Here is an 11,987-nt window from a genome sequence, read left to right as displayed (position 1 = left end):
CCATGCCGGGCTGGCCATACCAATAGCCATCGCAGGCGCCGGCCGGCTGGCAGGCGGCCAGCTGCGCCTGGGCGCCGATGCCGCTGACCTGGCCGCGCGCGCGCGGTCAAAGATGGCGATGATTTTTCCGTTCGTTGTCCATCGCCTGCGGACTGATGCGCGCCACGGCCAAGCCCATGTCGCGCATGGCGTCGAGTTCGCGCACCAGGTTGTAGACCAGCGCAGACTGCGTCTGCGTGCCATTGAGTACCAGGAACGGCACTTCATCGCGCGTGCGCAGCAGCAAGCCGTCCGGCTCTTCCAGGCAGCTGTAGCCGCAATCGTCCTTCGGCAGATTGCGATTGCGCGCCGTGAAGCAGCGCGCGGAAAACGCTAGCGGCATGCGGCCGTAGGCAAAGACTTCCGTCTCCAGCCCCTCCGGTTTCTGGCGCTGCATTTCGGCCAGCGCCGCCTGGCCCATTTCCAGCGGCATCACCCAGCGCCGCGCACCCAGGCGCGCCATCAGTTGCAGGCTGGGGCCATTGAACAGGTTCAAATGCGGACCGGCGACGAAGGGCGCGCCCTTTTCCATGCAATGCACGGCGCCCATGTCGTTCGCCTCGACGCAATAGCGGCCATTGGCCGTGATGCGGCGCAGGGTCGCCAGTTCGGCGCCCGCCTCGATCAGCGCCTGCGTCGACAGCACCACTTCCTTGCCGCTGGCCGTCAGCATGTCGGCGATATCGAGCCAGTCGCCCAGGCGCAGTTCGTGCCGTCGCGAGCACACGGTTTCACCCAGGTAGACGATATCGACGGCCGACGTGGCCATCTGCTGGTAAAACTCGAAGACAGTCCCGCGCGGCCAGTAGTACAGCAAGGGGCCCAAAGATAGTTTCAGCATGCCTTTTCCAGTATTTTTTTAAGCTGCAAAGCCGTTGCGAACGGCTCGCGGCGTGGTCGAGAAGCGCGGCCGTGGCATGGCACGGCGCCGCCGAGGCGGTGAGCATCGCAGGCGCGCCTCGCGACGAGCCGCAGGTTTTGCTATTTCCAGGAGCGATGGTAGGCGCCCAATGTGTGCTGCTGTCCTTCGGCCAGCTTGTCCATGGCCGCCATCCAGCCCGGCCTGACGGCGTAGCGCCCATTGCCTTCGCGGCAGGCGTCGATTGCTTCGCGCCACACGCGCGTCACCTGCGCCACGTAGGCGGGGCTGCGCTGGCGTCCTTCGATCTTCACGGCGCGCACGCCCATGGCGATCAGCTGCGGCAGCAGCGCCAGGGTATTCAGGCTGGCCGGTTCCTCGATGGCGTAATACTCTTCGTCGTTGACTTCGAAACGCCCCTTGCACAGGGTGGGATAGCTGGCGTTTTCACCCGGCGCGTAGCGGTCGATCAGCACGCCGTTCAGGCGCGACTCCAGGCCTTGCGGCGTTTCCAGCCAGCGCACGGCTTTCGCCGGCGAGCACACGCCGTGCGTGTTCGGCGCCTCGCCCGTCGCATACGACGACAGCGCGCAGCGCCCCTCGACCATCACGCACAGGCTGCCGAAGCCGAAGACCTCGATCTCGACTTGCGTCTTGCTGATCAGCTGCTCGACCTGTGCCATGGACAGCACGCGCGGCAGCACGGCGCGGGCGATGCCGAAGTGTTCATGGTAAAAATTGATGGCTTCGTAGTTCGTGGCCGAGCCCTGCACGGACAAATGCAGGCGCAGTTGCGGATGGTGTTCGCTGGCGTAGGCCATCAGGCCCGGGTCGGCGACGATCATGGCGTCGATGCCTGCCTGTGCGGCGCGGTCGATGGCGCTGCGCCACACGGCCCAGTTGTGCGGCTGCGGATAGGTGTTCAGCGCCAGCAGCACCTTGCGGCCATACTGGTGGGCGTAGCGCACGCCCTCGGCGATGGCCTTTTCATCGAAATTGAGGCCGGCGAAATTGCGCGCATTGGTAGCGTCGCGAAAGCCCAGGTAAACGGTGTCGGCGCCATTGTCGACGGCCGCTTTCAGGGCAGGCAGGCTGCCGGCGGGACAGACCAGTTCCAGCGGTCCGGCCACGCGGGTGGCGGTGGTTGATTCAAGCATCATGATATTCACATTCCTGTGTCGGCTCAGGGTGCAGACTATAGCCCCGCGCTGGCCGCGCAGTCCTTGACGCAGGTGAAGGAATGCATGCATGACTGGCGCGTGTTCAACTTGCTTGACCTGGCTGTAAAATGCCCACCTCGACCCTGTTCCCACGACCGCCATGCCCCGCAAACCGCTGCTCATTTTCCTGCTGACCCTGTTTCTCACCGTACTGCAAATCCAGTGGGCCTCGCCCGCCGACGGTTATGACGCCGAGGCGCTGAACATCCTCTCGCCAGAGGCGCTGGGCGCCTGGGCCGGCATGCTGCTGCTGTTCCTGCAAGTCGTCTTCGCCCGCCGCGCCATGCCCGTGGCACGCCAGGCAGCCATCTGTACCGGCCTGCTGGCCGTCTACTGGCTGCTGGCCAATTACGTCACCTTCGACGCGCGCGTGGCCAGCTGGAGCACCTACTCGGCGCTGGAAATCTGGACGCACGTGCTGCCCGCCTCCATCATCAGCATCGCCATCTGCGGCAGCGCCTGGTGCGGCGCCACGTGGCTGATCCTGCGCCAGGCGGGCGTGAAAAAAAACCGCTGAGGCGTTTTTTTCACCTGGGTCAAGGATTCGCCAGGCAATCGCACGCGCCCTTTGACGCCACTATATTTAGTGATTAATCTCCATAAAAACACCGCATGTTGTGTTTATTGGAGGTTTCATGACGACGAATGCAGTTCTTCCATCACGCGGCCAGGTCGATGTCGCCGCGTCCATCAATGAATACCTGGAACGGCGCGACTGGCGTGTCAACGCCAACGCCAACCAGGGTTATTCGCTGGGCGGCCTGATACTCAATGTGTCGGGCAAGGTGATCGCCAACTACTGGCTGGACCAGGTATATCCGCCCGACGTGGGCGCCGCGCACCGCGAGGCAGCCCTGCACATCCACGACCTCGACATGCTGGCCGGCTATTGCGCCGGCTGGTCGCTGCGCACCCTGCTGCATGAAGGCTTGAACGGCGTGCCGGGCAAGATCGAGTCCGGCCCGCCGAAGCACATGTCGAGCGCCATTGGCCAGATCGTCAATTTTCTCGGCACCCTGCAAAACGAGTGGGCCGGCGCGCAGGCGTTCAGCTCCTTCGACACCTATATGGCGCCGTTCATCCGCAAGGACGGCCTGCGCTACGAAGACGTGCGCCAATACATGCAGGAGCTGATCTTCAACCTCAACGTGCCGTCGCGCTGGGGTACGCAGACGCCGTTCACCAACCTGACGTTCGACTGGGTCTGCCCGGACGACCTGCGCGAGCAGATTCCCGTCATCGCCGGCCAGGAAATGAACTTCAGCTATGGCGAGCTGCAGGCGGAAATGGACATGATCAACCGCGCCTACATCGAGATCATGATGGCGGGCGACGCCAAGGGCCGGGTCTTCACTTTCCCCATCCCCACCTACAACATCACCGAGGATTTCGACTGGCATAGCGACAACGCGCAGCGCCTGTTCGAAATGACGGCCCGCTACGGCCTGCCTTACTTCCAGAACTTCATCAATTCGGAACTCAAGCCGAACATGATCCGCTCCATGTGCTGCCGCTTGCAGCTGGACTTGCGCGAACTGCTGAAACGCGGCAATGGCCTGTTCGGTTCCGCCGAGCAGACGGGTTCCCTGGGCGTGGTGACCATCAACTGCGCGCGCCTGGGCCATTTGTGGCGCGGTGACGAAGCAGCCTTGCTGGCGGACCTGGACCGTCTGCTGGAACTGGGCAAGACCAGCCTGGAAATCAAGCGCCGCACCATCGAGGAGCTGATGCAGCAAGGCCTGTTCCCGTACACGAAACGCTACCTGGGCACCCTGCGCAATCACTTTTCCACCCTGGGCGTGAACGGCATCAACGAAATGATCCGCAATTTCAGCGCCGACGCTTACGACATCACGAGTCCGGAAGGCCACGCGCTGGCCGTGCGCCTGCTTGACCACGTGCGTGAGCGCATGGTGCAATTCCAGGAAGAGACGGGCCACATGTACAACCTGGAAGCGACACCGGCCGAGGGAACCACCTACCGCTTCGCGCGCGAAGACCGCAAACGCTATCCCGCCATCCTGCAGGCGGGCACCAGCGACAATCCGTATTACACGAATTCCTCGCAGCTGCCCGTCGGCCACACGGACGATCCGTTCGAGGCCCTGGAATTGCAGGATGCCCTGCAGCGCAAATACACGGGCGGCACCGTGCTGCACCTGTACATGACGGAAGCACTGTCGGACGCCAACGCCTGCCGCGAACTGGTGAAACGCGCGCTGAGCCGCTTCTCGCTGCCCTACATCACCGTCACGCCTACTTTTTCCATCTGCCCGCGCCACGGCTACCTGGCCGGCAAACATGAATTCTGCCCCACCTGCGACGCGGAGCTGATCGCCCGCAAGCAGGCCCACCCTGTCCCATCACTTGAGGAAACGCCATGAACGCACGTCCCGACTTCACTCCCGCCATCACCCTGCTCGACTCCGAACGCCAGCGCTGCGAAATCTGGACACGCGTGATGGGCTACCACCGCCCCGTCGCCTCGTTCAACATCGGCAAGCAGGGGGAATTCCACGAGCGCCAGTATTTTACGGAAGCGAGCGCCAAGGTTGGCGGGCCCGCCTGCCATGGCGCTTGAACTGAAAGTGGGCGGCCTGACGCCCTTTTCCGCCAGCGACTATCCGGGCAAGCTGGCGGCCGTGGTCTTCGTGCAGGGCTGCCCCTGGCGTTGCGGCTATTGCCACAACCCCCATTTACAGGCGCGCACGCCGGAAGGCGTGATGCCCTGGCAGGACGTCTTGACCTGGCTGCGCCGCCGCGTGGGCCTGGTCGATGCGGTGGTCTTCAGCGGCGGCGAAGCGTGCATGGACCCGGCGCTGGAGCGCGCCATGCACGACGCCAGGGCGCTGGGGTTCGGCATCGGCCTGCACACGGCCTGCATCTATCCGCAGCGCCTGCAGGAAGTGCTGCCGCTGGTCGACTGGGTCGGCTTCGACATCAAGGCGCCGTTTGCCGACTATCGTCATGTCACCCGCGTGGCCGGCAGCGGCGACCCGGCGCGCGCCTGCCTGGAAGCGATCGTTGCCAGCGGCGTGGCCCACGAATGCCGCACCACCGTGCATCCGGATCTGCTGCCGGACGAACAGCTGCTGGCCCTGGCCAGCACCCTGGCCGCGAAAGGCGTCAACAACTACGTGCTGCAGCAGTTCCGCGCCGAAGGCTGCCTCGATACGGCACTCACCGGCCGCCCCCTGCACGGCTATCCTGCGGCGCAGACATTGGCGCATATCGGCGCCATGTTTCCGCGTTTTACATTCCGTAATGTTGGCAACTGAGCCTGCCGCCACATAATTGTGGAAAGCACCGCAAAATTCCCCGTTCTGCAACGCTGAAAAGTCTGGCGTGCTGTAATGTAGCAAGTGTGCCGCGCACCGCGCGCGGCACACTTGCTCCCTCATTCAGCATTACAGATAGCGTCATCCATGAACGATTTCACCGCAGCCACCCCAGGCACTCCCTCCACCCACGCCGATATCCTGTACGGCCCGCCGCGACCGGATCTGCTGCGCGAGGAAGTGCTGGCCGACCTGCTGGAAGCGACGGCCCGCCGCTGCCCGGAACAGACTGCCCTGATCGATGGCGCGCGCCGCATCAGCTATGCCGAAATCGATGCACAGGCGGGCCTCGCGGCGGCGCGCCTGGTGGCGGCCGGCGTGAAACCGGGCGACATCGTCGGACTGTGGCTGCCGCGCGGCGCCCATCTGCTGCTGATGCAGGCGGCGATTGCCAAGGCGGGCGCCGCCTGGCTGCCCGTCGATGAAGACACGCCAGTCGAGCGCCTGCAAGTGTGCCTTGATGACGCCAACGGAGCCGGTGTCGTCAGCTGCGCGCAATTTGCGCCGCGCCTGGCCGACGCGGGACTGGGCCGTCCCGTATGGACGGCGGAAAGCCTGCTGGCGCCGGCCGCGCCGGGCGAACATCTGCCCGCGCGCGGCAAAGTTCTGCCCGAGCACCCGGCCTACGTCATCTACACGTCCGGCTCCACGGGCAAGCCCAAGGGCATCCTGATCAATCAGCGCAGCATCTGCCACTTCCTGCGCAGCGAAAACGCCGTGCTGGAAGTGGCGCAGTCCGACACCGTCTACCAGGGCTTTTCCGTCGCCTTCGACATGTCGTTCGAGGAAATCTGGATCGCCTACCTGGTGGGCGCCACCCTGTGGCTGGGCCCCAAGGACATCTCGGGCGACCCGGAAGCGCTGCCGCGCGCGCTGGCCGCCAATCACGTCACGGTGCTGCATGCCGTGCCGACCCTGCTGGCCCTGTTCGCCGAGGACGTGCCAGAACTGCGCCTGATCAACCTGGGCGGCGAGATGTGCCCCGAGTCCCTGGTCGAGCGCTGGTCGCGCCCGGGCCGCGCCATGTTCAATACCTATGGCCCCACGGAAGCCACAGTCTCGTGCAGCCTGGCGCGCCTGCGCCCCGGCGAACCGGTCACCATCGGCACGCCGCTGCCCAACTACGGCTTGCTAGTGCTGCAGGTGGCCGAGCCGGGAGAAAACCGTCCTCTCGTCCTTCTGGCGCGCGGCGAGACGGGTGAGCTGTGCATCATCGGCCCCGGCTTGGCCGAGGGCTACCTGGGCCGCCCCGACCTGACCGTGGAAAAATTCCTGCCCAATCCCTGGAGCACGGGACCCGATGATGCGCGCCTGTACCGTACGGGCGACCTGGCGCGCATTGATGCCGATGGCCAGGTACTGTGCCTGGGCCGCGCCGACGACCAGGTGAAAATACGCGGCTTCCGCGTGGAACTGGGCGAGATCGAAGCCGTGCTGGCGCAGCAGGCAGGCGTCGGCACGGTGGCCGTCTTGCTGCGCAAGGATGACGGCATCGACCAGCTGGTGGCGTATATCGTCGGCAGCGACGAGGCGCCGGCCGACGCGCTGGCGGCGAAAACCCTGCGCGCGGCCTTGAACCTGCACCTGCCGCCGTACATGGTGCCGGGCCGTTTTGAACTGCTGCCGCTAATGCCGCGCCTGACCTCGGGCAAGATCGACAGAAAAGCGCTGAAGGCCATGCCGCTGTCCGCACCGCCGGTTGGCGAAACGGGAGAGTCGGACATGCCTGAAACGCCGGCCGAAGCGGCCCTGTTCGCGGCGCTGGCCAAGCTGTTTCCCGGCCAGGCGATCCTGCGCCAGCTGGACTTCTTCAGCGACCTCGGTGGCCACTCCTTCCTGGCCGCGCGCCTGGCGTCCGCCCTGCGCGCCGACCCCGCCTACGCCCACATGACGGTGCGCGACATTTACCAGAACCGGCAGATCGGCAAGATCGCCGCCGTATTGAACGAAGCGCCGGCGCTGGCCACGCCGGAAGCGGAGTGGACGCCGCCATCCACGGTGAAACGCTGGCTGTGCGGCGCGGCCCAGGCGGCGGCAGTGCCGGGTCTCGTGACCCTGCGCATGGCGCAGTGGATGGCGCCCTTCTTCACCTACCACTTCTTCACGGGCGACACGGGCGACACGGTGCCGCGCGCCATCGCCGCCTCGATCGGCGTGTTTTTACTCGCGACCCTGGCCGAATTTATCATTGCGATTGCCGGCAAGTGGCTGATCGCCGGGCGCTTGAAGCCGGGCAGCTATCCGCTGTGGGGCGTCACGTATTACCGCTGGTGGCTGGCCGATCGCCTGGTCGAATCGGCGCCCGCCTACCTGCTCAGCGGCTCGTCGCTCAACAGCTGGTGGCTGCGCGCGCTGGGCGCGAAAGTGGGCAAGGAAGTCGTCATCGGCTCGATGACCCTGCGCGCGCCCGACCTGCTGTCCATCGGCGACAACGTCAGCGTGGGCAATGCCGTCAACTTTGAAAACGCCAGGGTGGAGCGGGGTCGTTTGCTGCTGGGCCAGATCCGCATCGCCAACGACTGCTGCATCAGCTCTTACGCGATCATGGAAGGCAATACCAGCATGGGCGCCTTCGGCCACCTGGAAGGCCAATCGGCGCTGGCCGACGGCGCCACGGTACCGGCAGGCAGGATCTACACGGGTTCTCCCGCGCGCGACATCGGCGCGTTCGACCCTGCCAGCCAGCCGCCGCGCCCCGCCGTCTCGCGCCTGCGCCTGACGGGCGAAACCGTGTTCTTCTGCTTCGGCATGGTCTTGATTGCCGTGCTGTTCTTCATGCCCGTCTTCCCCAGCTTCGTGCTGATCGACTGGTTCGACGAACGCGAAATGATGCCGTGGCTGCAGGGCCGCGACGTGACGACGCAGCTGGCGCGCTACTTCCTGCTGGCCTTCCCCGCCAGCGCCGTGCTGATCGTGCTCACGGCCCTGCTGTCGGCCGCCATCCGCTGGGGCGCGCTGCCCCGATTGAAGCCGGGCAGCTCGCCCGTGCACAGCAATATCTATTGTGCCAAGTGGCTGGTCAGCCATATCCAGGAATCGAGCCTGAACGTCCTGCACGGCATTTACGCCACCGTGTACGCGCCATACTGGTACCGCCTGCTGGGCGCCAAGGTCGGCAAGGGCGCGGAGATTTCCACGGCGCTGGGCGTAGTGCCCGACATGCTGACCCTGGGCGACGACACCTTCATCGCCGACGCTGTCATGCTGGGCGACGAGCAGATCGACGGCGGCTGGATGACCATGCGTCCCACCGTCATTTCGCACCGCAGCTTTGTCGGCAATGGCAGCTATATCCCCGACGGCACCGTGCTGCCCGAGCACGTGCTGATCGGCGTGCACACGCATGCGCCGCGCAATGCGCAGATGCACAGCGGCGATACCTGGCTCGGTTCTCCGCCCATGCATTTGCCGGCGCGCGAACAGGTCAGCGGTTTTGCCGAACACCTGACCTTCAAGCCGTCCATCCTGCGCCGCCTGGGCCGCAGCCTGATCGAAGCCTTCCGCATCGTCGCGCCGCACGCCGTGGTGATCGCCGTCGGCTACACCCTCGTGCTGGACGTGATGCCGATCGCGGGGGCCGGGCGCTGGGGCGAAGTGGTGGGCGACCTGGCGATCGCCGGCCTGGCCTACGGCATCGGCAATTTTTTGGTGGTCGTGCTGTTCAAGTGGCTGCTGCTGGGACGCTACCGCAAGCATGCGGCGCCCATGTGGACGCCGTTTGTCTGGGTCTCCGAAGGCGTCACCAATCTGTACGAAGGCATCGCCGTACCCAACTTCATGCGCTACCTGCGCGGCACGCCATGGCTGCCGCTGGCCTTCCGCCTGTTCGGCTGCAAGATCGGCCGCGGCGTCTACATGGACACCACCGACATCACGGAATTTGACTGCGTGCACATCGGCGACTACAGCGAATTGAATGCCCTCACCTGCCCGCAGACGCATCTGTTCGAAGACCGCGTGATGAAGATCGACCACGTGGACATCGGCCAGCGCGTCTACATGGGCCCGCGCAGCTCCGTGCTGTACAGCGCCAAGGTGGGCGACAATGCGCGCCTGGGGCCATTGACCCTGGTGATGAAGGGCGAGCACATCCCCGCCGGCAGCAACTGGGCGGGCTGCCCTGCTGCGCCTTTGCGTAGCTGATTGCAGCTGATGGATTTTACGGTGCTCTGGTCGCGCGACGGCGTGCTGGCGATCGGCATCGTGCCGCCGCCATCCCGCATGGCAGCACGCGCGCAGCTGCGCCAGGCCGTGCGCGAGGCGGCGGCACAGTGGCTCAAACTGGATAGCGAGGCGATTTCAGTGGAGTCTGCGCCGGGCACCCCTCCCCGTTTGCTGCTGCCCGGCGGCGTTGCGGGCCTGTCGTTCAGCCATGACGAGGGAATCTCGCTGGCTGCGGTCCACCTGCACGGTCCTGTCGGCATCGACGTCATGCGCGTGCAGGATATTGCCGACTGGTTTCATCTGGCGCGCGATTACCTGGGGCCGCAGGTGGCGCAGGAGCTGGCCGCCTGCCCCGATACGCAACGCCCGCTGCGCCTGGCGCAGGCGTGGACGGCGCGCGAGGCGGCACTCAAGTGCGCGGGCAAGCAGTTGGCGGAGTGGGATGGGGTGACATTGAATTGCAAGGTACAGCAGATCGCCTTGCAGGTTGAATTTGTCGCAATGCTGGCAACCCCGAAAACGAAGACCAGGGTCGAACCATGAGGGGGGGGAGCAGGGTCCTGTGGACCGTATTCCGATTCCGAAGGAACCGACCCCGGCCTGTTCGCCGTTGGGTTGATTTCCGATCAGTCCTCTTTACCGTCATCAGCTCCGCCGATCTGGACGAAAATCAGTTTTACGATAATACTGATAAGTACTCCCAGCACCCCGATCAATTCCAGCATGGTCTTTCCTTTGCAATGACAGCGGACCAGGCCACTGTAGCGCGAACGCGGGGACAAGGCGAATATCAAATCAGGCAGTCACCGATCTCGAAAAGGCATACGATTGATTTCTCTCAAACAGTTCAAGTACTTTGTCGAGATTGTCGATGCGGGCAGCTATTCGCGCGCGGCGGAGAAATTGTACATCGCGCAGTCGGCCCTGAGCCGGCAGATCAAGGAGCTGGAGGGCGAAGTGCAGGCGCTGCTGCTCACGCGCGACGCGCGCCATATCGAACTGACGCCGGCCGGCCAGGTCTTCTATGAACGGGCCAGACGCATCCTGGAAGACATCGAGGAAACCGTGCGCCAGACGCGCCACGTGGGACAGGGCGCGCAAGGCATCATCCGCCTGCTGCATTCGAGTTCCGTCACCCTCACGCCCGCCATCGGTGCCGTCCTGAACCGCCTGCTGGCGCAATTCCCAGGCGTTTCGCTGGATATCTCCAAGGGATCATCGGAAAACCAGGCGGCCGATATCGAGGAAGGCCGCGCCGACCTTGGCCTCGTGCGCCTGCCCACCCTGCGCAAGCACGCCAATATCGTCGTGCGCGAACTGTTTGCGGAAAAGCTGGTGGTGGCCGTGTCAGCGATGTCGCCGCTGGCCGCGCTGGAGCGCACGAGCATAGCCGCCCTGCGCAATGAGGCCTTCGTCTCGATCCCGCACAAGGACCGGGGCGGCCTCAGCTACCTGGTGGCGGGCCTGTGCCTGGCGCAGGGCTTCTTCCCCAAGGCGGCCCGCGCCCTGTCACGCAAGACCTCGCAGCTGAACCTGATCGAAGCGAACATGGGCATCGCCATCGTCCCGGACAGCATGCGCCTGGTGGCGCCGCCCGGCGTGTGTTTTATCGCCCTGCCCGACGAGGAGTCGCACTCCGTCGTCGGCCTCATCTCGCCGCGCGCGGCCAGCGGCATGGTGGCCGCGTTTACCGAGGCGTTCGTGCGCGAGATGGCGACATTGCCGGCCGCTTAGCCTTCCGCATACAGCACCGCATCCGCATCGCGCACGGCCGCCATCAGCAAGGCCAGCTTCATCACATCGAGCTTGCCGTCCGTGCGCACGCGCGAGCACAGGTCGATGCCATAGGGGCGCACCAGCCGCAGCGCTTCCATCACATTGGCCGCATCGAGGCCGCCGGCCAGAAAAACGGGACGCGGGCTGGCACGCACGAAACGCGCGCTGACGGACCAGTCATGCGTGCGCCCCGTGCCGCCCAGTTCCGGGATGGCAGCGCCGGGGCGGCCCGAATCGAGCAAAAAGGCATGCACGTGGGGCGCGTAGGCGGGAATCAGGTCCAGCGCCTCGGGTCCTTCCACGTGGATCACCTGCACGCGCCGCACCTGCGGCAGCAAGCGGGCCAGTTCCGCCACTTCGCCAGGATCGACATGGCCGACGATCTGCACGGTCGATGGCTGCGTGACGCGCACCTGCTGCGCGATGGCTTGCGCCGTCGTCTCGGATGTCAGCAAAAACGTGGCCACGGGCGGCGGGGTCCAGGCGGCGWTSTGCGCGATGCGCKTCAYCGTCGTCCATGTCGGCATAGCCATAGCCGGTGTCCTGATACAGTTCATGGGCAAACACGTCGCCCTGCTGGTGCAGCGCATG

Annotated in this window: 10 protein-coding genes; 7 read left to right on the top strand and 3 right to left on the bottom strand. The window is 65.2% G+C overall.

The window, feature by feature from the left end; genetic code table 11:
* Positions 1 to 106: 106 nt before the first annotated feature.
* Positions 107 to 880 (bottom strand): U32 family peptidase, encoded by a 774-nt coding sequence (locus JaAD80_RS06265; protein WP_374755230.1) that lies wholly within the window; start codon positions 878 to 880, stop codon positions 107 to 109.
* Between the two features lie 140 nt (positions 881 to 1,020).
* Positions 1,021 to 2,055, bottom strand: coding sequence for a peptidase U32 family protein (locus tag JaAD80_RS06260; RefSeq protein ID WP_102293404.1), 1,035 nt, complete (start codon positions 2,053 to 2,055; stop codon positions 1,021 to 1,023).
* Between the two features lie 163 nt (positions 2,056 to 2,218).
* Here JaAD80_RS06260 and JaAD80_RS06255 point away from each other — a divergent pair, with 163 nt between their 5' ends.
* From JaAD80_RS06255 to JaAD80_RS06225, 7 genes are all read left to right on the top strand, one after another.
* Positions 2,219 to 2,635, top strand: a complete 417-nt coding sequence (locus JaAD80_RS06255; RefSeq protein ID WP_102293388.1) for a hypothetical protein — start codon at positions 2,219 to 2,221, stop codon at positions 2,633 to 2,635.
* 118 nt (positions 2,636 to 2,753) lie between these two features.
* A complete protein-coding gene (locus tag JaAD80_RS06250; RefSeq protein ID WP_102293387.1) occupies positions 2,754 to 4,502 on the top strand; it encodes a ribonucleoside triphosphate reductase in 1,749 nt (582 codons plus the stop codon).
* Positions 4,499 to 4,699 (top strand): anaerobic ribonucleoside-triphosphate reductase, encoded by a 201-nt coding sequence (gene nrdD / locus JaAD80_RS06245; RefSeq protein ID WP_102293386.1) that lies wholly within the window; start codon positions 4,499 to 4,501, stop codon positions 4,697 to 4,699. Before JaAD80_RS06250 ends, nrdD begins: the two co-directional genes overlap by 4 nt.
* Positions 4,689 to 5,396: an anaerobic ribonucleoside-triphosphate reductase activating protein gene (locus JaAD80_RS06240; RefSeq protein ID WP_102293385.1), complete on the top strand. Its 708-nt coding sequence runs from the start codon at positions 4,689 to 4,691 to the stop codon at positions 5,394 to 5,396. Before nrdD ends, JaAD80_RS06240 begins: the two co-directional genes overlap by 11 nt.
* A gap of 147 nt (positions 5,397 to 5,543) precedes the next feature.
* A complete protein-coding gene (locus JaAD80_RS06235; RefSeq protein ID WP_102293384.1) occupies positions 5,544 to 9,599 on the top strand; it encodes a Pls/PosA family non-ribosomal peptide synthetase in 4,056 nt (1,351 codons plus the stop codon).
* A gap of 9 nt (positions 9,600 to 9,608) precedes the next feature.
* Positions 9,609 to 10,163, top strand: a complete 555-nt coding sequence (locus JaAD80_RS06230) for a 4'-phosphopantetheinyl transferase superfamily protein (RefSeq protein WP_102293403.1) — start codon at positions 9,609 to 9,611, stop codon at positions 10,161 to 10,163.
* Between the two features lie 285 nt (positions 10,164 to 10,448).
* The gene (locus tag JaAD80_RS06225) at positions 10,449 to 11,354 is read left to right on the top strand and encodes a LysR family transcriptional regulator (RefSeq protein ID WP_102293383.1); all 906 of its coding nucleotides are present in this window, start codon (positions 10,449 to 10,451) and stop codon (positions 11,352 to 11,354) included.
* On the opposite strand, the gene JaAD80_RS06220 is transcribed toward JaAD80_RS06225, so the two are convergent.
* Positions 11,351 to 11,863 carry a phosphoribosylanthranilate isomerase gene (locus JaAD80_RS06220; protein ID WP_219726785.1) on the bottom strand — a complete coding sequence of 171 codons (513 nt, stop codon included), beginning with the start codon at positions 11,861 to 11,863 and terminating at the stop codon, positions 11,351 to 11,353. The genes JaAD80_RS06225 and JaAD80_RS06220 overlap by 4 nt on opposite strands.
* Positions 11,864 to 11,987: the final 124 nt, after the last annotated feature.

The sequence above is a fragment of the Janthinobacterium sp. AD80 genome (assembly GCF_002878455.1).
Taxonomy (GTDB): domain Bacteria; phylum Pseudomonadota; class Gammaproteobacteria; order Burkholderiales; family Burkholderiaceae_D; genus Janthinobacterium.
The sequence above is the reverse complement of the archived record's forward strand: the minus strand, read 5'-3'. Positions and strand labels throughout refer to the sequence as shown.

Bases quoted from the DNA above. Each gene is read 5' to 3' on its own strand.
- JaAD80_RS06255 (WP_102293388.1), top strand. From the start codon at position 2,219: ATGCCCCGCAAACCGCTGCTCATTTTCCTGCTGACCCTGTTTCTCACC.
- JaAD80_RS06230 (WP_102293403.1), top strand. From the start codon at position 9,609: ATGGATTTTACGGTGCTCTGGTCGCGCGACGGCGTGCTGGCGATCGGC.
- JaAD80_RS06260 (WP_102293404.1), bottom strand. From the start codon at position 2,055: ATGCTTGAATCAACCACCGCCACCCGCGTGGCCGGACCGCTGGAACTG.
- JaAD80_RS06240 (WP_102293385.1), top strand. From the start codon at position 4,689: ATGGCGCTTGAACTGAAAGTGGGCGGCCTGACGCCCTTTTCCGCCAGC.
- JaAD80_RS06250 (WP_102293387.1), top strand. From the start codon at position 2,754: ATGACGACGAATGCAGTTCTTCCATCACGCGGCCAGGTCGATGTCGCC.
- JaAD80_RS06235 (WP_102293384.1), top strand. From the start codon at position 5,544: ATGAACGATTTCACCGCAGCCACCCCAGGCACTCCCTCCACCCACGCC.
- JaAD80_RS06265 (WP_374755230.1), bottom strand. From the start codon at position 880: ATGCTGAAACTATCTTTGGGCCCCTTGCTGTACTACTGGCCGCGCGGG.
- nrdD (WP_102293386.1), top strand. From the start codon at position 4,499: ATGAACGCACGTCCCGACTTCACTCCCGCCATCACCCTGCTCGACTCC.